This window comes from Geomonas limicola (assembly GCF_014193675.1).
Lineage (GTDB): Bacteria > Desulfobacterota > Desulfuromonadia > Geobacterales > Geobacteraceae > Geomonas > Geomonas limicola.
The window spans coordinates 192409-212614 of sequence record NZ_BLXZ01000002.1 but is presented as its reverse complement, the minus strand read 5'-3'; the positions used below and the strand labels follow the sequence as shown (position 1 = coordinate 212614).

17 protein-coding genes are annotated in these 20206 nt (G+C 64.1%); 7 read left to right on the top strand and 10 right to left on the bottom strand.

Annotated elements, in window-relative coordinates:
• Positions 1-93 precede the first annotated feature (93 nt).
• The 3 genes from H7688_RS04775 to H7688_RS04765 form a co-directional block, all read right to left on the bottom strand.
• The gene (locus tag H7688_RS04775; protein ID WP_183359926.1) at positions 94-2835 is read right to left on the bottom strand and encodes a methyl-accepting chemotaxis protein; all 2742 of its coding nucleotides are present in this window, start codon (positions 2833-2835) and stop codon (positions 94-96) included.
• A gap of 317 nt (positions 2836-3152) precedes the next feature.
• Positions 3153-5141, bottom strand: coding sequence for an Lnb N-terminal periplasmic domain-containing protein (locus H7688_RS04770; RefSeq protein ID WP_183359925.1), 1989 nt, complete (start codon positions 5139-5141; stop codon positions 3153-3155).
• 54 nt (positions 5142-5195) lie between these two features.
• The gene (locus H7688_RS04765; RefSeq protein WP_183359924.1) at positions 5196-5624 is read right to left on the bottom strand and encodes a DUF3015 family protein; all 429 of its coding nucleotides are present in this window, start codon (positions 5622-5624) and stop codon (positions 5196-5198) included.
• A 349-nt stretch (positions 5625-5973) separates the two neighbouring features.
• Here H7688_RS04765 and H7688_RS04760 point away from each other — a divergent pair, with 349 nt between their 5' ends.
• On the top strand, positions 5974-7623 hold the full coding sequence (locus H7688_RS04760; RefSeq protein ID WP_246329710.1) for a methyl-accepting chemotaxis protein: 1650 nt from the start codon (positions 5974-5976) through the stop codon (positions 7621-7623).
• Between the two features lie 332 nt (positions 7624-7955).
• Positions 7956-9683 (top strand): MASE3 domain-containing protein, encoded by a 1728-nt coding sequence (locus H7688_RS04755; protein WP_183359923.1) that lies wholly within the window; start codon positions 7956-7958, stop codon positions 9681-9683.
• A gap of 27 nt (positions 9684-9710) precedes the next feature.
• Here H7688_RS04755 and H7688_RS04750 read toward each other — a convergent pair whose 3' ends face one another.
• Positions 9711-10073, bottom strand: a complete 363-nt coding sequence (locus tag H7688_RS04750; RefSeq protein WP_183359922.1) for a response regulator — start codon at positions 10071-10073, stop codon at positions 9711-9713.
• A 501-nt stretch (positions 10074-10574) separates the two neighbouring features.
• On the opposite strand from H7688_RS04750, the gene H7688_RS04745 reads away from it, so the two are divergent.
• Positions 10575-12692: a methyl-accepting chemotaxis protein gene (locus H7688_RS04745; protein ID WP_183359921.1), complete on the top strand. Its 2118-nt coding sequence runs from the start codon at positions 10575-10577 to the stop codon at positions 12690-12692.
• Positions 12693-12710: 18 nt separating this feature from the next.
• On the opposite strand, the gene H7688_RS04740 is transcribed toward H7688_RS04745, so the two are convergent.
• The 4 genes from H7688_RS04740 to H7688_RS04725 form a co-directional block, all read right to left on the bottom strand.
• Positions 12711-13790 (bottom strand): sensor histidine kinase, encoded by a 1080-nt coding sequence (locus H7688_RS04740; protein WP_183359920.1) that lies wholly within the window; start codon positions 13788-13790, stop codon positions 12711-12713.
• Positions 13791-13930: 140 nt separating this feature from the next.
• Positions 13931-14878, bottom strand: coding sequence for a GGDEF domain-containing response regulator (locus H7688_RS04735; protein WP_183359919.1), 948 nt, complete (start codon positions 14876-14878; stop codon positions 13931-13933).
• Between the two features lie 254 nt (positions 14879-15132).
• Positions 15133-15336, bottom strand: a complete 204-nt coding sequence (locus tag H7688_RS04730; protein ID WP_183359918.1) for a hypothetical protein — start codon at positions 15334-15336, stop codon at positions 15133-15135.
• A 217-nt stretch (positions 15337-15553) separates the two neighbouring features.
• Positions 15554-15730, bottom strand: a complete 177-nt coding sequence (locus H7688_RS04725; RefSeq protein ID WP_183359917.1) for a hypothetical protein — start codon at positions 15728-15730, stop codon at positions 15554-15556.
• Positions 15731-16217: 487 nt separating this feature from the next.
• On the opposite strand from H7688_RS04725, the gene H7688_RS04720 reads away from it, so the two are divergent.
• The 4 genes from H7688_RS04720 to H7688_RS04705 all read left to right on the top strand — a co-directional run bounded on the left by H7688_RS04720 (position 16218) and on the right by H7688_RS04705 (position 18669).
• Positions 16218-16589 (top strand): glutaredoxin family protein, encoded by a 372-nt coding sequence (locus H7688_RS04720; protein ID WP_183359916.1) that lies wholly within the window; start codon positions 16218-16220, stop codon positions 16587-16589.
• A 92-nt stretch (positions 16590-16681) separates the two neighbouring features.
• On the top strand, positions 16682-17551 hold the full coding sequence (locus tag H7688_RS04715) for a hypothetical protein (protein WP_183359915.1): 870 nt from the start codon (positions 16682-16684) through the stop codon (positions 17549-17551).
• 133 nt (positions 17552-17684) lie between these two features.
• Positions 17685-18239, top strand: a complete 555-nt coding sequence (locus H7688_RS04710; protein WP_183359914.1) for an NADPH-dependent FMN reductase — start codon at positions 17685-17687, stop codon at positions 18237-18239.
• A gap of 97 nt (positions 18240-18336) precedes the next feature.
• Entirely contained in the window at positions 18337-18669 is a 333-nt protein-coding gene (locus H7688_RS04705; protein ID WP_183359913.1) for a TfoX/Sxy family protein, read from the top strand.
• 89 nt (positions 18670-18758) lie between these two features.
• On the opposite strand, the gene H7688_RS04700 is transcribed toward H7688_RS04705, so the two are convergent.
• Positions 18759-19319 (bottom strand): YcbK family protein, encoded by a 561-nt coding sequence (locus H7688_RS04700; protein WP_183359912.1) that lies wholly within the window; start codon positions 19317-19319, stop codon positions 18759-18761.
• Between the two features lie 32 nt (positions 19320-19351).
• Positions 19352-20194 carry a L,D-transpeptidase gene (locus H7688_RS04695; RefSeq protein WP_183359911.1) on the bottom strand — a complete coding sequence of 281 codons (843 nt, stop codon included), beginning with the start codon at positions 20192-20194 and terminating at the stop codon, positions 19352-19354.
• Positions 20195-20206: the final 12 nt, after the last annotated feature.

The following is a 20206-nucleotide window of genomic DNA, read 5'->3' as shown; positions in this document are numbered from 1 at the left end:
TCAGGTGATCAGGGGGGAAGAGCTGGCCCTTGTGCGTTCGTAGCGCTATGCGGGATACCCGGTGGCGGCCGGCACGAGGCCGGCCGCTTCCGGCTAGAACTTCTCGAATGCCTCGTCGGAGTCGTTGAGTTCCAGCCGCGCCCCGTGGTTCTTGGTCAGCTTCGCCGCGCTGCGCGGCACAGGCTTCGCTGCGCGGGGAGTCGTCGGAGGGGCGTGGCGCTTAACCGGGGGCGCCGCCGACTCGTTCAGGTTGAAGAAGCTGATGGTCGCCTGGAGCTGCTCGGACTGCGAGGCGAGCTCCTCCGCGGTCGCCGACATCTGTTCGGCTGCCGAGGCGTTTTGCTGGATCACCTGGTCGAGCTGCTGGATCGCCTTGTTGATCTGGTCCGAACCGCAGTCCTGCTCCCTGGTCGCCGCCGAGATCTCCTGCACCAGTTCGGCGGTGCGCTGGATGTCGGGGAGCATGGCGCAGAGCATCTCTCCTGCCTTCTCGGCCACCTCGACGCTCGAGGAGGAGAGCTGGGAGATCTCCGCGGCCGCCTTCTGGGAGCGCTCGGCGAGCTTTCTCACCTCGCTTGCCACCACCGCGAACCCCTTGCCGTGCTCGCCGGCGCGGGCCGCCTCGATGGCCGCGTTGAGCGCCAGGAGGTTGGTCTGCCGGGCGATCTCCTCGATGATCGAGATCTTGCCGGCGATCTCCTTCATGGCTCCGACCGTCTGGGCCACCGCCTTGCCGCCGGCCTGGGCGTCCGAGGCGGACTTTACGGCGATCTTCTCGGTCTGCAGCGCGTTGTCGGCGCTCTGCCGGATGTTGGCCGCCATCTCTTCCATGGACGAGGAGGCCTCCTCGGCCGCGGCGGCCTGCTCGGTGGCCCCCTGCGACATGGCGCCGGCGCTTGCCGACATCTGCTCGCTCCCCGCCGCCACGTTGTCCGCCGCCAGTTTCACCTGGTTTACCACCTCGCCCAGCTTGAGCACCATGGCGGAGAGGGACTGCATGAGCCGGTCGCCCGAAGAGCGCGCCTCGAGCTTCACCGAGAGGTTACCCTCGGCAACCAGGCAGGCGGCATCGGCGATGGCGTTGGTCGACTCGATCAGGAGGTTCAGGTTGTTCTTGATGGCGTTGAAGTCGCCGCGGTACTCCTCGCGGATCGGCTCCGGCAGGTCCCCCTTGGAGATGCGCGCCACGTAGTCGGCCGCCACGTTCAAGGGGCCGATCACCGCGTCGAGCGTCTGGTTCACCCCGCTGACGATCCTGCGGTAGTCCCCCTGGTGGCGCTGGGCGTCGGCACGGGCCTCGAGCCTCCCTTCCTGGGCGGCTTGGGCCAGGAGGTTCGCGTCCTCGATGAGGGCGTTTATGTTGTCGATGGCGTTGTTGAGGTTCAGCTTGATCTCGTTGAAGTCACCCTGGTAGTCCTCGGTGATCTTGGGGGGGATGTCCCCCTTGGCGATGCGGTCCACGTAGCCGGCGGCGACGTTCAGGGGGCCGGTCACCGCGTCGAGGGTCCGGTTCACCCCGGAGATGATCTTGCGGAAGTCACCCTGGTGCCGGTTTTCGTCGGCGCGGGTGGCGAGGCGCCCGGCGAGTGCGGCGTCCACCAGCTGGTTTGCGTCCTCGACGAGGGCGTTTATGTTGTCGATGGCGTTGTTGAGGTTCAGCTTGATCTCGTTGAAGTCACCCTGGTAGCTGTCGGTGATCTTGGGCGGGACGTCCCCCTTGGCGATGCGGTCCACGTACTCGGCGGCGACGTTCAGGGGGCCGATCACCGCGTCCAGCGTGGCGTTCACCCCGGCGATGATCTTGCGGTAGTCCCCCTGGTGCCGGCCGGTGTCGGCGCGGGTGGCGAGCTTCCCTGCCAGGGCTGCGGCGACCAGCAGGTCGGCATCTTCGATGAGCGCGTTTATGTTGTCGATGGCGCTGTTCAGGTTGGTCTTCATCTCGTTGAAGTCCCCCTGGTAGCTGTCGGTGATCTTCTGCGGGATGTCGCCCTTGGAGATCCGGTCCACGTACTCGGCGGCCATGTTGAGCGGGCCGATGATGGCGTCCAAGGTGCTGTTCATCCCCACGATGATCCCCCGGAACTCGGGATCGATCTGGTCGACGGCGCCGCGGGTGGCGAGCCGGCCGGCCACTGCGGCCTCGGTGAGCCGCTCGACCTCCTGGATGAGCGACCTGAGGATCCCGGCGATCTTGCGGGAGAGGTAGACGGCGGTGCCGATGGCGATGCACAGGATGAGGGCGACCAGCCCCGCCATGAACCAGGAGGCGCGCTTGAAGGTATGGTCGACGACCCCTTTCACCGCGTCGAGCCGGGCATAGCCGTCGGTCGCGAAGTCCGCCGCCTGGGCTTCCATCTTGTGGGTCGCTTCCTTGTACTGCCCCATCGCCTTGTTGGCATCGGCCGGAGATTTAAGCTTCCCCTCGACGGTCGCCTGGTACACCTTGGGGAAGCCGGCGCGGTAGATGTCGAGTTCGGCCTTGAGCGCCTTGACCCGGTCCCGGTCCTTGGCATCGACGGCGACCTTTTCAAGGGTCTTCAGGCGTTCCTGGATGTGCTGCTCCTCCTGTTGCCACTTCTCGAAGTACTCCTTTTGCTTGTCCGGCGCGCCGATGTTGAGGATGATGTCCTTCTCGTAGCGCCTGAGCCCCAGGATGTTGGCGCGGGCCCGGCCGGCGTGCTGGGCGATCACCCCGTCGCTGTCCAGGTCGTGGCTGATCTCCTGGTTGATGCTCCTCATCCCGAAGAATCCGGTCGCTGCAACCGCGGCCAAGAGCACCAGCAGTACGCCGAACGCCAGGCTCACCCGCGTCGCGATCTTCATGTTCCCAAACATTGCTCCCTCCCTTTGCTGTGATGGTATCCGCATGACAATCCGGGTAGACAAGGCGGTGGACCCAGCGAAGTTCCCAAGGGCAGCGCCTTTTGTTACAGATCTGTTACAACCAGCTACCTCTTCGGATGGATACTGGCCGAACGTTAATAAAAAAGTAAGAGCATTGGTGAGGAAATGTCAGGAACCTGATCCCTGGTGGCGTAGGGGAATCGGTGCGGGACTGACCGAGCGGTCGTCGAGGGTTAAGGGGAGATCTCCCCTTCGGGAGGGGCGCGGGGCGGGAAGCGGCAGGGGCTGAACGTGCAGCCTGGAGCAGGCTAGAAGTAGTGTTGCCAGGAGAGCTGCAGCAGCTCGAAGCGGTAGCCGAACTCGCGCTTCACGGCAAGCTCCAGGGCGAGTACGTCCTGGAGGCCCAGGGCGAGGCGGTTTTCCAGGGCCAGCCGGTAGTCGTTGCGCGCCTGGTTCAGCGCAAAGAAGCTCTCCTTGAAAGAGAGCCCCGCGCGCCAGCGTTCCGAGACATCCTGCAAAAGGCCCAGGCGCGGCCCGATGCCGGGGGCGAGCCAGGCGCGAAAGCGGTCGGCAGCCTCGAGGCTCGCCTCGGCAAAGCCGTAGAGCGTGGTCCCGGTAACGAATTCGTGGCTCAGGCCGACGCCGGCCTGGAAGTTCCCTACGAGTTCGCCCTGCCGGGACGCCGTCAGCCTGCGCTCGACCCCCAGTGCCGCGTTCCAGGAGATCGGGTGCACAAAGCGGTTCCAGGAGCACAGCGATCTCACCTCGATGAGCGTGAACCGCTCCAGCTCCAGGGCGCTTCTTTCCGGATAGTAGCGCAGCGCCCCCTGAAGCAGGTTCACCGCGGCACCGCGGGTGTAGCCACCTTCCGGATCGAGGATGTCGTGATAGGCGGGAGCGCCGGCGAGCTCCAGGAACCGCTCGCCGGCCTCGCTGCCGTAGCCGACCCGGACCCGCGCCGGCGGATGGCCGCTCCCCGGCCAGATCTCCGGTTGCCGGACCACGGGGGTCTGGTCGGGCACCTCGAGGCGGCTGCGCGCCAGGAGTAGCTGCGAGGTGTTGCCGGCTGCCGGCTCGCGCCCCCCGAAACGGTGCGACTGGCGGTAGGCGGCGTAATCGAGGGCGAGTTCCTCGACCCGGGCCCGCTGCTGCGGGGGAAGTTTTGCCAGCTCCGGCGTCTCGGGGGGGAGCTCTCCCAGCGACAGGCGGCGGGCGAGTTCCTGGTCGGCTGGTGCGAGGAGGTGCAGCCGCTCGGCAAGCTGCGTGCTGCGCGCCGGCCGGAAGCGGATGTCCCCGACAAGCCCCTCCTGCGCGAGGACCCGGACCGTCTCGGAAGGGATGGTATAGCCGTGGAAGCGCCCGGTAAGCCGCAGCGTGGGGCGGGCCACCTCGATGAGCGAGAGGAGCTGGTACGAGCAGTTCTCGTCGAGGAAGTAGTAGTCGAACCAGGCTGTGCGCAGCTCCCAGACGTGCCTGAGCAGCTGGGCGAGCTCCTCGGGGCTGAGGGTGAGTCGGTACTCCCAGATGTCCCGGTTCTCGATGTCGCCATACGCCTTCACCACGGCATAGTAGGGGGCGATGGAGAAGCGCCCCCGGTACCCGCCGAAGAGCCCCTTGGCGGCGTAGGCAAAGCCGTGCTGCTCCCGGGTCTCCGCGGCGTAGTTGATGGTGTAGGCAAGGAGCGGCGGCTCGTTCAGTATCCGGGCGGGGGGATCGATACGCAAGAGGGTGTGGCCGAACATGGAGGCCGGGTTGTTGAGGTAGGCGGCGGGAAAGACCAGGGTGAGCCCTCCGGGGTTGAGTTCGCCAAGCCAGTTCTTAAGCTGGCGGCAGTCCGCCGGCGGGAGCTTTTCGGCGTCGAACTGGAGTTCGCGGCTGAGCCAGTGGTAGCGCGCCGGGTAGCGGCAGGCTGCCTCGAGCCCGGGGTGCTGCGGGTCGGCCTGGAACAAGGCCCGGAGGGTGGCGGCGAGTTCGGCCCGCGGGTCGAACTTGCCGTCGGCCGAGAGAAAGAAGGCGGGGTCGTCGATCTCGCTGTGCAGCCCGCCGGCGAGCCGGCGCGGCTGGTAGTGCAGAAGGGCCCACCACTCGGGGCTCTCGGCCAGCCGGCGCTTTCCCGCCACGTCCAGCAGGTGATCGAGGTAGTCGGCAGCGGCTTGAGAGGGTGGGGGCGCGGCAAGTCCGGCTGCCAGCAGCAGGGGGAAAAGAAAGCGGGTGAGCCGGCGGGCCAGCCGGGCTGCCGGTCGACAGCCCGGGAAGGCGACCGGAACGTGCATGAGGATCGAGAAGAGAGAGGACATAGTGAGCAACCGGCCGCGGTGTGGGTTATTGGTCAGGTTTCTCTGTGAGCGCGGTTACCTGCGCCAGGTCGGGTGGTTGGCAACCTCCTCCGAGAGCTGTGCCACCAGGTCATCCGTCGTCCTTTCCGAGGCGAACAGGGTAGAGAAGTTCTGGCGGGTGGTCTGGAAGAATTCCGGCTGCCGCTCCTCCTTGACCCCTAAAAGGTAGGCGAACGCCGCGAGGTGCTCGCCACCGCCCCGAGCTGCGTCCTCCCTGATCCGGTCCAGGTTGGCGCTCGCGAACTGTTTCGCCTTCTGGTCCGAGTGACGCGCCTCGTCGCGCGGGCTGGTGCTCGAGGTGAAATCCGACGAGGCGTCGGTGGTGTTCTGGAGCGTCTCGGAGGTCCCGTCCGTGGACCTCGTGGTAACGGCGCACCCCGAGACGACACCGATGAAGCTGCCGATGAGTAACAGTCTGATTGCCGCGGGATTTACGTGCAACATGGTTTTCCTCCTTGCCGCTCCCGTCTGCGGGAACCGAAGAGCTGCGGGTAGCGGTCTCACGCTGTGCCTATTATACAGGGTTTGAAAATTCAAAACAAAAGAGGGGGGAACAGGGAGCATCTGCGCCCGGGCGAATCTCGAGGTGGCCGGGATGCGGGCCGCCAGGAAACGGGCGGCAGGAGCGGACCGGCGCCCGTTTCCCCGGTGCTGCGACCCGCGTTCGAGGCGGGACCGGTTTTTTGATGCCGTGCCCGTTTGCCTCTCAAGCTCCCGGCGGGAGGAACCGATAAGTATCTAAGTCCGGGATGTTTTCCGGCCCACTACTGCGGCAGCAGCTCCAGGGGGATCCATGCTTTCCAAGATCAAAATCAGCACGCGCCTCACCATCGGCTTCAGCGTGGTGTTGCTCTTCATCGTCACCATCTGCAGCGCGAACTACTACGGGTTCACGAGGCTGCGCTTCTACATCCAGGACCTGGCCTACAACCACGGGACGCTCGCGGAGAACGGGCAGGTGGCACGGGCCAGCATCAACATGATGCGCCGCTACGAAAAGGACCTCTACCTGAACATCGGCGACGCCGCGAAGGTGGAGTCCTACAAGAAGAAATGGGAGGAATCCCTGGAGCAGCTGCGCCGGGTCAACGAAGGGTCGCTCAAGCTCCTCTCCGCATCAAGCGATCCCGCCGCGCGCAGCCACCTCGAAATGCTCAAGACGGTGAGCGGGCAGATCGACGGCTATGCCGCGGGGTTCGGCAAGGTCTACCAGGAGATCCAGGCAGGGCGGATCACGACCCCCCAGGACGCCAACCGGGCCATCGGCGAGTACAAGGAGGCGACACACAAGTCCGAAACCCTGGTTACCGAGTTCTCCGCCAAGATGAACCACGAGATGGAGGGGATGGTGCGCGATTCGGTGACGGGGAGCAACAACGTGCTCTTCTACGACATGTTGCTCGCGGTCTTCGCGCTCGGCCTCACCTACCTGATGGCCTTCACCATCGTGCGCTCCATCACCAACCCCCTGCGCAGGCTGGTTGCCACGGTGAACTCTTTCGCCTCGGGGGACCTGACGGCCGAGGTGGAAGTGACCACCAGCGACGAGTTGGGCCAGCTGATGACCGCTCTCAAGGCCACCATGGTGAAGCTGCGCGGCATCATGAGCGAGGTGACCAACACCGCACTGCAGGTGGCCGCCTCGTCGAACCAGTTGCAGTCCACCGCGGTGCAGATCGCGACCGGCGCGGAAGAGGTTGCCTCGCAGACCGGCACCGTGGCGACCGCCGGTGAGGAGATGTTCGCGACCTCCAGCGACATCGCCAACAGCTGCCAAACCGCGGCCGAGAGGGCCGGCCGGGCCAAGGAGTCGGCCCAGGCCGGGGCCGAGGTGGTCCAGGAAACCATCTACGGGATGCAGGCGATCTCCGAGCAGGTGAAGTCGGCGGCCCGGACCGTGGAGGAGTTGGGAACCCGTTCGGACCAGATCGGCAACATCGTGGGGACCATCGAGGACATCGCCGACCAGACCAACCTCTTGGCCTTGAACGCGGCCATCGAAGCGGCCCGGGCCGGAGAGCAGGGACGGGGCTTCGCGGTGGTGGCCGACGAGGTGCGCGCACTTGCCGAGCGGACCACCAAGGCGACCCGCGAGATCGGCGAGATGATCAAGGCGATCCAGCTGGAGACCCGCGGGGCGGTGGCCGCCATGGCGCAGGGGGTGGCCCAGGTCGAGCAGGGGACCCTCTCCTCGTCGCGTTCCGGAGAGGCGCTCGTAAATATGTTGGATCAGATAGCGGATGTGACCCAGCAGATTCACCAGATCGCCACCGCGGCCGAGGAACAGTCGGCGACCACCAGCGAGATCAGTACCAACATGTCCCAGATCACCGACGTGGTGGCTGCCACGGCCCAGGGGGCCGCCGAGACGGCCGCCGCTTCCTCGACCCTGGCCCAGGAAGCCCAGCATCTGCAGCAACTGGTAGCCCAGTTCAGGGTGTAGGCCGCCTCGCTGCCGACCCGGAAAGAGACCCGCCTCGCTTTGCCGCCAAAGCCGGCGGGGCGTACCCCTCCCCACACCTCGAGGTGCCGTGCCCCGCTCAGGGGGCACGCGTCCCCTGTCGGAAAAGCTCGTACACGTCCGCCTGTAGACCTTAACCTGTTAAAAATATTGTTGTAATCGCCCCTTCAAAAGAAGATACTGTCCAAGACCACGGCACTCGATGGACCCGTATGGCAAGCGGCGCCGGGGGAACCCGAGGCTGCGGCGTCTGCTCACCGTGAGCGCTCTACCGGCATCCGTGCCGCAGCATCTATCCGGAGACCACACCCCAGGTGAGCCAGGACGCGTATCGTCACACTGCAGGCAGCTTCGTTAACTGGCCCATCCTGGTGCTCATCGTGGCGGGACTGTATGCCACCTCCCAGGTCAACTACCTCCTCTTCCATACCCTCATCGAACTTTTCAGCGTGGTGATCGCCGCCTGCGTGTTCACCCTCACCTGGAACTCGGCGCGGTACATCAGTAACCCCTACCTGCTGGTGGTCGGCATCTCCTACCTGTTCATCGGTATCCTCGACCTGATGCACACCATCAGCTACAAGGGGATGCCGGTCTTCACCGATTACGACTACTACGCAAACCAACTCTGGATTGCCGCCCGCTTGCTGGAGAGCGTCACCCTGCTGGCCGGCTTCACCCTCTTGCTCAAGGGGCGCCGGGTCTCCACGGCTACCCTTTTCCTGGGCAATGCCGTAGTCACCTCGTTGCTGCTGGCCACGATCTTCTACTGGAAGATCTTCCCGGTCTGCTTCGTCGAGGGGGTCGGTCTCACCCCCTTCAAGATCTACAGCGAGTACCTCATCTGCCTGGTGCTCGCGGCGAGCCTCGTCCTGTTGATCAAGAACCGGCAGCGCTTCACGACCTCCGTGTACCGGCTCTTGCGCTTATCCATCATCTGTACCATCGTCTCCGAACTCGCCTTCACCTTCTACATCGACAACTACGGGATTTCGAACCTGGTCGGACACTACTTCAAGCTCTTCTCGTTCCTCATGATCTACCGTGCGATCATCCGCGACGGGATCGAAGACCCCTACCTGCTCATTTTCAAGGAGCTGCGCCAGGCGAACCGGAATCTCGAGGAGGAGGTCGAACTGCGCAGGCGGACCGAGCTCGCGCTGAAGCAGAACGAGGAGAAGCTGCAGGCTTCCTACCGGGAGGTGAGCGACCAGCGCGAGGAGCTGGCGGCGCAAAACGAGGAACTGGCGCGCGCCTGGGAGGAGTCGCGGCGCTCGCAGGAGGCGCTGCAGAAGCTAAACGTCGAACTGGACCGGAGGGTGACCGAGAGGACCCGGGAGCTGAGGGAAAAAGACCACCTGCTGATCCAGCAGAGCCGGCTCGCCGCCATGGGGGAGATGATCAACAACATCGCGCACCAGTGGCGCCAGCCCCTGAACGCCCTGGGGTTACTGGTGCAGACGGTCCCCTTTATCGCCGCCGCCGAGGGCGAAGCGGCCGCCGAGCTGCGGCAGAACAGTGACAAGGCGATGGCGCTGATCCGCCACATGTCGCAGACCATCGAGGATTTCCGGAACTTCTTCAGGCCCAACAAGGAGAAGGTCTTCTTCCAGGTGCGCGAGGAGGTCGGCAAGACGCTGTCGCTCATGGAGGGGAGTCTGCAGGGTAAGGCGGTGCACATCGAGGTGGTCGAGGAGGGAGCCCCGCAGGTCTTGGGCTACCCCAACGAGTTCTGCCAGGCGATGATCAACATCCTGACGAACGCCCGCGACGTCCTGGTCGAGCGTCAGGTGCCCGATCCGCGCATCGTGGTCCGCGTGGCAGAGCAGGACGGGCGGGCGCTGGTCACGGTCACCGATAACGCGGGGGGAATCCCCGCAGAGGCCCTGGACAAGATCTTCACCCCCTACTTCACCACCAAGGGGGAGAAGGGTACCGGCGTCGGGCTCTTCATGTGCAAGACCATCATCGAAAAGAACATGGGAGGGAGGCTCAGCGTCGCCAACCGGGGCGAGGGGGCCGAATTCCGTATCGAGCTGTGACGACACGCCGCACCGGTCGGCCCCCCTTCAGGGCTCGATCAAGCGCCTGATCTCTGCCGCCAGTTCCTCGGCCTGAAACGGCTTCTGGATCCACCCCGAAACCCCCGCCTCGAGTCCCGCCCGTTTCACCCTGGCGTCGGACAGCGTCGTCTGCACCAGCACCGGGATATCGTGCGGCGTGCGCTTCCTGATTTCCTTGGTCAACTCAAGGCCGCTCATCCCCGGCATGATCAGGTCGGTGATCACCAGGTCGACCGGCCCGGTATCCAGCGACTTCAGGGCCTCGAGGGCGTTGTGCGCCTCGATCACCTGGAACCCCTTGGCCTTCAACAGCGAAGAAAGCATCTTGAGGACCAGGTCCGAATCTTCTACCGCAAGGATCGTTTTCATCGGTTCACTCCTGCCGCAGCGGCCCTGGGTCGGTACCGGTGCGCGGGTTAGGGGAGGCCGAACTGCCGCTTGATCACCCCAACTCCCCGTATCCATTGATTCTATGCTTCATGTTTTTAATTAACAATCAGCACCTTGGAGGAGGCGGCAAGCCCGGTTCGCGGTGTGCGGTACGGCCGGGTCTTCGGGGCGGCAGCGCCGGGAAAAACAGCGGGGCCGGTCTGCTGTTCCTCGCGTGCCGAGCGTGCCGAGCGTGGTAACGGGGGGAGTCTGGCGTTTCTTCATGTATCGTCAGGTTGCCGGTTCTCTTTATTGCGTATACGCAATATATGTTTTTCTTGTTCTTTCTGAAGCATTATGATAATAACCGCCTGATATACTGTATGTTTACGCCTTTTTCCGGGTTACTGCAAAAGAATATCTAATGTTATTCAGTAAAGTCACGACGATTTCTTAAAGATCACCATGTGGTAGTTATCGTAGTTCAGAAGAGGATTAACCGTGGGAACCAGCATCGTCAAGAAAATAGCATTCCTTACCGTGGGCGTCGTCGTGGCGGCCGTCTCGGTCACCACCTACATCTGCATGGCGAAGATGCGCCAGGAGATGGTGCGGGTGGCGACCCTCTCCCAGGAGAGCCGGATCAACATGTTCCGGGAACTGCTGCAGCAAAAGGGGGAGCTCAGGATCGTGGATAACCGGCTGATAGCCGGCAACTACCCGCTCAACGACAACAACGAGCTCCCCGACAAGGTCGCCGAGCTCTGCGGCGGCACCGCCACCATCTTCCTGCACGACGTGCGCGTCGCCACCAACGTGGTCAAGGCCGACGGCAGCCGGGCGCTGGGGACCAGGCTGCAGGGCCCGGCCTACGACGCCGTGTTCGGCAAGGGGACTTCCTACCGCGGTATCGCCCCCATTCTCAACGTTCCCTACTTCACCGCCTACGATCCGCTGCGCGATGCCAGCGGCAAGGTGATCGGCGCGATCTACGTCGGGGTGAAGACCGAGGAGTTCCTGCGCTCCTTCGAGCGGACCCGCCTGGTGGCGATCGGGCTGGCCATCGCCCTCACCCTGGTTGCCTGTGCCTGTGCCGTGCTGGTGACCCGGCGCCTGTTGGCCCCTATCGGCAGCGCGGTCTCCGTGACACAGGCGGTGGCCCGCGGCGACCTGAGCGTCGCGATCCCCAGCGGGGCGTCGAACGAGGCGGGGAAACTCCTCAACTCACTCCAGGTCATGGTGGACGGGCTGTGCGGCATGGTGAGCCGGGTCACCCGGACCGCCGGGGAGTTGCAGCGGATGTCGCTGCGCCTGTCCGAAGAAGCGGTCCACGTGGTGGCGGTGGCCAAGCACCAGCAGGGGAAGGTGGAGGAGACCTCGGCGTACGTGGAGCAGATCGCCGCCAAGGCGAAGGAGGTCGGCTCGGAAACGGAAAACCTGGCCCGTTCGGCCTCGGAGTCTTCCTCCGCGCTCCTCGAGATGACGGCGAGCAGCGAGGAGATCGCGGCCAACGCGGAGCGGCTCACCGGGCTCATCGGGGAGGTGACCGCTTCCATCATGCAGACCGCGTCCGCCGCACGCGAGATCGGCGATCACACCCGCGCCCTGGTGACCACCTCCCTGTCGACCGCCTCGTCGGTCATGGAGATGGAGGCGAGCATCCGCAACGTGAAGGAGAACGCACTGCAGACGGCGGTGATCTCGGGCCAGGTCGAGGAGGACGCCCAGAAGGGGGTCGAGGCGATGTCCGCCATGCGCCAGGGGATGCACGAGATCAAGGAGTCCTCCCAGGTCACCAACGAGGTGGTGGGGACGCTCACCGCCCGGACCCGGGAGATCGGGGCGATCTCCTCGGTCATCGACGACATCGCCTCGCGCACCGCGCTCTTGGCCCTGAACGCCGCCATCATAGCCTCGCAGGCCGGCGTGCACGGTCGCGGCTTCGCGGTGGTTGCCGGAGAGATCAAGACCCTGGCCGCCAAGACGGCAAGCTCGACCAACGAGATCGCGGAGCTCATCAAGAACGTGCAGAAGGAGACCGAGCGTGCGGTGCTGGCGATCCGGGAGGCTGACGGCAAGATCGCGACGGGGGAGGATTTGGCCCAGCGTTCCAGCGCCGCGCTGGAGAAGATCGTTGCGGGGGTGGTGACCGCGCGCAGCCACGTGAGGGGGATCGCCAGCGCCACCGAGGAACAGGCCAAGGGGACCGGGCAGATCAGGGAGGCCATGGAACAGGTCACCGAGATGACCGAGCGGATCGAGGTATCCATTCGCGAGCAGGCGGCAGCCGAAGAGGCGATCATGGCGGCGGCCCAAGACATGAAGGACCTGGCCTCGCACTTCCAGTCGGCGACCAGCGAGCAGAGCAAGGTGGAAAACTGCATCACCCAGGCCATGACCGACGTGACCGCGATGTCCCAGCGCATCGAGCGGGCCTGCGCGGAGCAGGCGCTGGGGAGCCGCTACATCGCCGCGGCGGTTGCCGAGATCAGCAGCGATGCCGAGCGCAGCCTGAAGGCCGCGACCCTCCTGGAAAACGGCGCCCACGAGCTGAGCGAACAGGTGGAGCGCCTGCAGCAGGGAACCGGCGCCTTCCGCCTGCAGCAGACCCCCACCTAAAGGAGCCAACGGGCGCCGTCACCCGGGGAGCGTGAACCAGAAGGTGGCGCCCTGGTCCGGTTCCCCTTCCGCCCAGACCCGCCCGCCGTGGCGGGCGACGATGCGCTGCACGTTGGCGAGCCCCATCCCGGTCCCTTCGAACGCGCTCCCCGGGTGCAGTCGCTGGAACCTGCCGAACAGCTTGTTCCGGTACCTCATGTCGAACCCCACCCCGTTGTCCCGCACGAAGATCACCTTTTCCCCCGGAAGCTCCTGGCACCCTATCTCGATCCGTGCCGGCCTGCGCGGCCTGGTGAACTTGAGGGCGTTGTGGACCAGGTTGTAGAGCACCTGGTGCAGCATCCCAGGATCCCCCACCACCACCGGCAGGTGAGCGATCTGCCATTCGATCTCCCGCTCCCGGGTCGTTTCCGCGAGTTCGCGCAGCACCGAGCGGAGCAGGTGGGCCAGGTCGACGTTTTTGCGGGCCAGTTCGCTGCTTCCCAGGCGGGTGAAGGCCAAGAGGTCGTCGACCAGGTTCCCCATGGTCCGGGCGGCGTCGCCGATCACCTCCAGGTAGTGCTGCGCCTGCCGGTCCAGGTTCTCCGGGTGGTGCGTCTTGAGCAGCTCGACGAATCCGGCGATGTGGCGCAGCGGAGCCCGCAGGTCGTGGGATATGGTGTAGCTCACCTCGGCAAGTTCGCGGTTCGCTGCGGTGAGTTGCTCGACCTGGTGCTGAAGCGAGCGGTTCAGCTCTGTGACCTGCTGGGCGTTTTGTTCACGCTGCAGGATAAGTAGCTGCCGCAGGCGCCACAAACCGTAGCTGAAGAGGAACAGCAGGGAGAACTTAACCAGGGCGTCCCAGAACCAGAAGAAACGGTGGGCGTAGAGTTCCTTGGTGAAGAAGAACTTGAAGATGATGAACGATCCCGCCAAGGCTGCCGTGACGAGTGTCGTGGTCAGGCCCCGGTACCAGGCGATGAGCGCCAGGGGCACCAGGTAGAGCGGGAACAGGTTGAAGCCGAAGCCGAGGGTGTAGTCGAGGTAGGCAATACCGCAGATGGAGCCGGTAACGAGAAACAGGAGCAGTGTCTTTAAGGTGGGGCGATTACGTTCCATCGGTCTTTCGTGCCTGGATCGGAGCAGCCGTGACGCTGGCAGGGCTCAAGCCTGCTGCCAGCATCTATTATAGCGCGATAGGGCAGCGTACCGACAGGGGTAAACGTCAGGAAAGTTATGAATTTCGAGTGGATGCGGGGTCAGCCGAGCTTGAGCCCGCCGATCAGGGTCTCCGGGTCGGCCTTCTCGAGGGCCTGCTGGGCGAACTCGATGAGCCGGTCGACGGTGAGCTCCTTTTTCCCCTGGTCGCCGGTGAAACCGACGATCCCGTAGAGTGCGGTCGTCTTGTAGCTCGCCTCGTTGACCTCAACGGTGAGCTGGTTCATCCGGATCTTGAGCCGCTTGGCGACGGTGGCGGCGCTGTTCACGTCGGTCTCCGGCAAAAGCACCAGGAACTGGTACTCGTTCCAACGCGCCACCCAGTCGACCTCCTCGCGGATCGATTCCCTCAGCATGGCCGCCACCGCCTGCAGCATCTTCTCGGTAACGAAGATCCCGCTCTCCTTCCTGAAGCGGTCGATGTCCCTGAAGGCGATCAGCATGATGGAGAGGGGACGCTGGTAGCGGTTGGTCCGCTTGACCTCGAGGGGGAGGCGCTCCTCCATGAATTTGCGGTTGTGCACGCCGGTCAAGACGTCCACCAGCGAGGCCTTCTGGACCTGCTCGAAGTGGGACTGCCGGATCGCCTCCAGCTGGATGATGCGCATGGCGGTGCGGATGCGCGCCTGCAGTTCCGGCTTGTGCACCGGTTTGATCAGGTACTCGTCGGCACCCGCATCGAGGGCGGCGATGGTGTCGTTCTTGCTGTCCTGCGAGGTGAGCATGAGGATATAGGTATAGCCTGCGTGGGCGCGGCTGCTGCTGTCACCGCGGATCGCCTTGCACAGCTCCAGGCCGGTCATGTTGGGCATCACCCAGTCGGTGACCACGATGTGGAAGTGGTTGCAGCGGTAGAGATCGAAGGCCTGCTGGCCGTCTTCGGCCTCGTGCACCTCGAACCCCATGCCGCGCAGCATGTCGGTGACGATGTTGCGGATGAGGACGTTGTCGTCGGCCACCAGCACTGAATAGGTTTGCGTCGTTTCCAAGGATGTTCTCCTGGTTGATGAGGTCGTGGCGGCGCACCGGACGGGATGAACGCCGCAGGGAACCGGGTTCCCTTGTCCTCTTATCGGCAGCTCGGGCACCTCTTGATAGAAAAATCTCAAAGTGACGCGGGTTTTTCCGCCGGGTCCCTGCGGCAACCGCGTCGCCCGGGACGCAAAAAAGGCAGTCTGCTTTCCGGGTTAGCAGCCTGCCCTTTCATGGCCAGTCTCAGGTTGTCCTCACGGCGACCGCTCGGTCACTCGATGCATTTTTTCAAAAGTTGCCTGCCCTGCTGCACCAGTTCCGAGTTGATGTTGATGACCTGGTTGAAGAAGCGTTCCAGCTCCTGGTCGCCCTCGGTGTCCTGCAGGTATTGGCTGCAGGTTTCTACGGCCTGCGATGCGTTGTAGATCACGCTGACCAGGTCGAACTCTTTGTTTTTCAGGACTTCTCTTGCCATACTCTGCCTCCCCCGGGTGGCGGCCGTCGAACAACCGCCGGGCGGACGGCTCAGCCCTCCCGCCGATTCCCGTTAGCGTGCTTGCGCTTCTTTATTATAGGGTCAGCTTTGCCGCAATTGCCAGCTTGACAACTTTGCCACCTTGAGGACGAAAAAAGGCCAGCCAAGACGTTGCGGACGTCAGGGCTGGCCTCGAGCAAGCAGAGAGAGGAGTCGGTTAATTGGGTAGCTTCGCGCCGCCCAGGTAGACCGCCTCGTCGTCCACCAGGTAGACCACCGACACTACCGCTTCGGTAGTAAGCGGTGGTACCGCGGGCTTGTTGCCCCAGAAGTTAAGGGAAACCTGCTCTTCGCCACGTGCCGTTTCGGGATGAAACACCTGACAATTGATCATCGCGGTCACCTCCTGTGTACGATTGCCGATACCTGCCGGTGCAGCTGTGGCAGCATAATCGGTGCCAATGATCCCCCGCTCATTTTCTCCAATGGTTTCAAGGGGCGCCCGGAAACGACCCGTTCTGCAATGGGTCATTTTGTCCCGTGCTGTGTCCTTGTGAAACAACGACTGCGTCTCAAAAGGTAACAACTACGGGTAGATATCGTTTCCGGCAAGAAGCCGTACCGTGCCATTGGCCTTGGCTACCCGGACACTGGCTGTCCCGAGCGAGAAGGTGGGAGGTCGTTGCCCCCTGCCGGCGAGCACCTGCCGGAGCCCCTCGCCACGCCGAGAATAGAGCCATTTGCCATCTTCGATTGCTGTGGCAACATTATGCCTGGCTCATAAATGGGGGGGCTTTGCTCAGCCGGGCGCCGGCGACAGGCAGTGGTTGGAGGAGCGGCACTACTGGGGCAGCGTGGACAGCAGTAACGGGAGGGAACTCATGGCAGATCGCAACCCTGCAAGATGGTATGGCCGTGGCTATGTCAGGCTGTTCTTGATCCTGGTGACGGCACTTTTCATCTATGGCTGTTCGGGAGGGGCGCAGGTCAAGCGAGACGAGGGCCCCGGCAGGGTCGTGGTCTATACCAGGACCGGCTGTCCTTACTGTGCGCAGGCCAGAAAGTACCTGACCGCGCACCAGGTACCCTTCGTGGAGTACGACATCTTCAAGACGGAGAAGGGGAAACGGGATTTCCAGACGCTCAAGGGGGTAGGGGTGCCGATCTTCATCGTCGGCGACAAGCGGATGGACGGCTACGACGAGAACCGCCTGGCTGTCTTGCTGAAGGAGCAGGGCTTCCGCGTCAAGTGACCCCGGCCGGGAGGGAGACCGGCGCCGCCCCCGGCGGGATGGTTTCCCGGAAGAGCCTGGCACTCCCGGTAAGCGCGGAAAGAGGAGTCGCGATGACCGCACACCTGAGCGATTGGCATCTTTGGGTGACCGGACACTTCCCCCGGATCGCCCGGCTGGAATTTCCCGAATGGGTGGAAGACCCCTACCCGGTTCTCGAGGAGTTCAGGCTGCAGGGGATCGTGGCGGATCTCTTCAGTTTTCTCCAGAAGGGGGTGACCGACACCGCCCCCAGGTTCGACTTTCCCTACGAGCCTGAGGCCCTGGCGCTTTTGCAGCTCACCAGCTACCGGGACTGGTGGGAGAACCGGATCAAGACCCAGGAGCGCAACCGGATCCGCAAGGCCCAAAAGTGCGAGGTCGAACTCCGCCTGGTTCCCTTCGACCGTACGCTCATGGGGCAGATCAAGGAGCTCTACGACGAGCACCCCCTGCGCCAGGGGCAGCCGCTCAGCTACCACGGGCAGAGCCTGGATACGCTCTGGCAGGAGCATGCCCGGTTCCTGGAACGTAGCGACTTTATCGGCGCCTTCCACCGCGAGGAGCTGATCGGCTTTGCCAAGGTGGTGCACGACCAGGGGGTGTCCCACATCGTCAAGCTGATCGCCCGGCTGGGTCACAAGGATAAGGCCCCCTCCAACGCGCTCCTCGCCAAGGTGGTGGAGCTCTGCTCGGAGCGACAGGTCCCCTACCTGACCTACAGTACCTGGGGGCGCCGGGGACTGGGCGAATTCAAGAGAAACCACGCCTTCGTCCCGGTGACCCTGCCGCGCTACTACGTCCCCTTGAATCTGAAGGGGAAACTTGCCGTGCGCCTGAGGATGCACAAGCACCTGACCGAGCTGTTACCGTGCCATTGGGTGGATCTGGCGGCTGAGCTGCGAGGCAAACTGTACCACTGGCGCACCGCACTGAGAAAGTGATCTCGACTTGTAGAGCGCAGTCCTCTTCTGGTGGAAAAACTTCCCTTATGACATTTGACCGGACTTGACCGGGGGGGTAAAGTTGTACAGCTTAAAGATCATTTAAGCCATTACTTCCAGAAAGGAATCTGCCATGACTCAATATACCGTCGCCGTAGTAGTGGGGAGCTTGCGCCAGGACTCGATCAACCGCAAGCTGGCCCGTGCTCTCGAGCAACTCGCCCCCAAGGAGTTCACCTTCAGGTACCTGGAGATCGGTGATCTTCCCCTCTACAACCAGGACAACGACCCCAACCCGCCGGAGCAGGTAACGAGGTTCAAGGCGGAGCTCGCGGCCGCGCAGTCCCTGCTCTTCGCGACCCCGGAGTACAACCGCTCGATCCCGGGGGTACTGAAGAACGCCCTGGACAACGCCTCGCGCCCCTACGGACAAAACGCCTGGGCTGGCAAGCCCGCCGGCATCGTCGGCGCCTCCATCGGCACCATCGGTACCGCGGTCGCCCAGACGCACCTGCGCAGCATCCTTGCCTACCTCGACGTCCCGACCCTGGGGCAGCCCGAGGTGTACCTGTTCGTGAAAGAAGGGTTCTTTGACGCCTCGGGCAACATCGCCAGCGACGGGACCCGGAAGTTCCTCCAGGACTGGATGGACCGTTATACGGCCTGGGTCAAGAAGATCGCGGGGTGAGCCCCGCCAGACGCAGCAGACCTTCCCGGGCCGCCCATCTTAGGCTGATGGGCGGCCCTTTGTGTTCCGACGGCGCAGCTGCACAAGGAGGTTGGCGATGACCTACAGCAAAGAGGTGGAAACCAGCATCGACGGACTGATCCAGTCCTGGACGGACATAGAGAAAAGGGAGATGTTCGGCGCGCTCTGCTACCTGACCCGCGGCACGATGTGCTTCGGCATCTGGCAGGAGTACCTGATCGTGCGTACCGGACCGGAGCTGGCCAACCAAAAGTTGGTCCAGGGGGAGGTCCGTCCCTTCGAGGTGACCGGGAAGCAGATGAAGGGGTGGGTGATGGTGGGACGCGAGGCGCTGGAGGTGGAAACGAACCTGGGCGATTGGCTGGCGGTTGGCAGGTCGTTCGCCGATAGCCTCCCCGACAAGGGGTGAGGCTTTTCCGAACCGCGCTGCGCTCTGCAACCGGCAGGCCCCCTCCGAGGGACGCGGCGCGGCAGGCAAGCAGCTGTAACGGTGGGCGCTCACCAGCTGCGGAAGGGACCCGAATCGATGTGCACGAATCCGGCCTTGGGGTAGTAGCCGACGCCACCCGGGGCGTTGGCGCGGGCGGTGCGCTTGAGCAGGTCCAGTCCGATGCCGGCGACCGCGAAATCGATCGCCTTACCTTTCATATGGAAGCTGTGGCGGGCCACGCCGTGCGAGGCGCTGCGCAGCTGGCGGTTGTAGCTGGGGGAGCGGTACCCGGAGATGATCTGGATCTCGCGGCCGCCCCCCAGGGCCAGGTCCAGCCGGTGCAGGTACTCGATGACCCTGAGGTCCATCTCGGTGGTCTCGTTGCTGATCGGGCAGCGCAGCGCCCAGTTCAGGGCCTTGAGCGCCTCCGAGTCGTAGATCCCCTGCTCGTTGCGGAAGGTGACCGTGAGCCGCTCGTCGCTGTGCAGGTTGTGCAGCGACAGCTTCCCCTCCGGGGCCTTGGGGCGCCCGTCGAACACCCTGGCGAGCGCCGGCTTGACGCAGAACAGCGTGGAAGCGAAGTACAACGACGATTTCAGAAATCCCCTGCGGCAGGTCAGTCGGAACATGACTGGTTCCTCCCCGGGCTCGGTTGGCTGCTCTAGTAGAGAAAAACCGGCGTGCCGACCGGGACCATCTGGTACAGTTTGGCGATGTCCTCGTTGGTGAGCCGCACGCAGCCGTGGCTCACCGCCTGCCCGATCGTCTCGGGGCGGTTGGTGCCGTGCAGCGCGTAGCCGCTCTCCAGGTTCAGCCGATGGCTCCCCAGTACCTTGTCGAAGCGCCGCTGGTTGGTGCCCAGGGGCGGAACCAGCAGCTTGCCGTTCACCACGATGTCCTTCTCCTCCGAGGCCTGAAGTACCACCCGCTCCCCATCCGGATACCGGCGGACCACGTCCGCACCCTCCACCTTCAACAGCGACCCATCAGCCAACGCCAGGGGTTTCCTGCGTGACAGGTGCAAAAGCGCCAGGCGCTTCGTGCGGGCATGCTCCAGGTAGAACCAGTCGGGCGGGACCCACCAGGGATCCAGCTCCTTGCTGGTGACGCTGAGCCGGCCGCGCGGCGTGTCGAACTTCCAGAAGCGGTCACCCTCCTCCTTGACCAGGGTCTTGCCGGAACCGGTGGCGATGCCGGTCGTGAAAAGGACGCTCCCCCTCTCCTTGTACCAAATGCGCCGGTCGGTGATGCTGACTACCAGGTAGGCACCCTGGTTGGGTTGCACGTTCGCGTCGCGCAGCAGCTGCCGCGCGACCACCGCCTCGCGCCGGGCTCCGTCCAGTTCGGCAAGCCGGTCACCGAGTGCGAGGCGTGCCAGGTCGCGACGGATCTCCAGGGTGGCAGTGTCCAGGAACAGTGCGGCCCCGAAGCAGGCGAGGATCAGCAAGAGCGCGAGGTACCAGCCGCCCCCCAGACGCCAAAAGCTCGCAGGGCGTGAAGTCAATACCTGGTGCTG

Coding starts and splice junctions, on each gene's coding strand:
- H7688_RS04765 (WP_183359924.1), bottom strand. CDS start 5,624: ATGTTGCACGTAAATCCCGCGGCAATCAGACTGTTACTCATCGGCAGC.
- H7688_RS04720 (WP_183359916.1), top strand. CDS start 16,218: ATGGCAGATCGCAACCCTGCAAGATGGTATGGCCGTGGCTATGTCAGG.
- H7688_RS04775 (WP_183359926.1), bottom strand. CDS start 2,835: ATGTTTGGGAACATGAAGATCGCGACGCGGGTGAGCCTGGCGTTCGGC.
- H7688_RS04750 (WP_183359922.1), bottom strand. CDS start 10,073: ATGAAAACGATCCTTGCGGTAGAAGATTCGGACCTGGTCCTCAAGATG.
- H7688_RS04730 (WP_183359918.1), bottom strand. CDS start 15,336: ATGGCAAGAGAAGTCCTGAAAAACAAAGAGTTCGACCTGGTCAGCGTG.
- H7688_RS04705 (WP_183359913.1), top strand. CDS start 18,337: ATGACCTACAGCAAAGAGGTGGAAACCAGCATCGACGGACTGATCCAG.
- H7688_RS04710 (WP_183359914.1), top strand. CDS start 17,685: ATGACTCAATATACCGTCGCCGTAGTAGTGGGGAGCTTGCGCCAGGAC.
- H7688_RS04760 (WP_246329710.1), top strand. CDS start 5,974: ATGCTTTCCAAGATCAAAATCAGCACGCGCCTCACCATCGGCTTCAGC.
- H7688_RS04715 (WP_183359915.1), top strand. CDS start 16,682: ATGACCGCACACCTGAGCGATTGGCATCTTTGGGTGACCGGACACTTC.
- H7688_RS04700 (WP_183359912.1), bottom strand. CDS start 19,319: ATGTTCCGACTGACCTGCCGCAGGGGATTTCTGAAATCGTCGTTGTAC.
- H7688_RS04725 (WP_183359917.1), bottom strand. CDS start 15,730: ATGATCAATTGTCAGGTGTTTCATCCCGAAACGGCACGTGGCGAAGAG.
- H7688_RS04770 (WP_183359925.1), bottom strand. CDS start 5,141: ATGTCCTCTCTCTTCTCGATCCTCATGCACGTTCCGGTCGCCTTCCCG.
- H7688_RS04740 (WP_183359920.1), bottom strand. CDS start 13,790: ATGGAACGTAATCGCCCCACCTTAAAGACACTGCTCCTGTTTCTCGTT.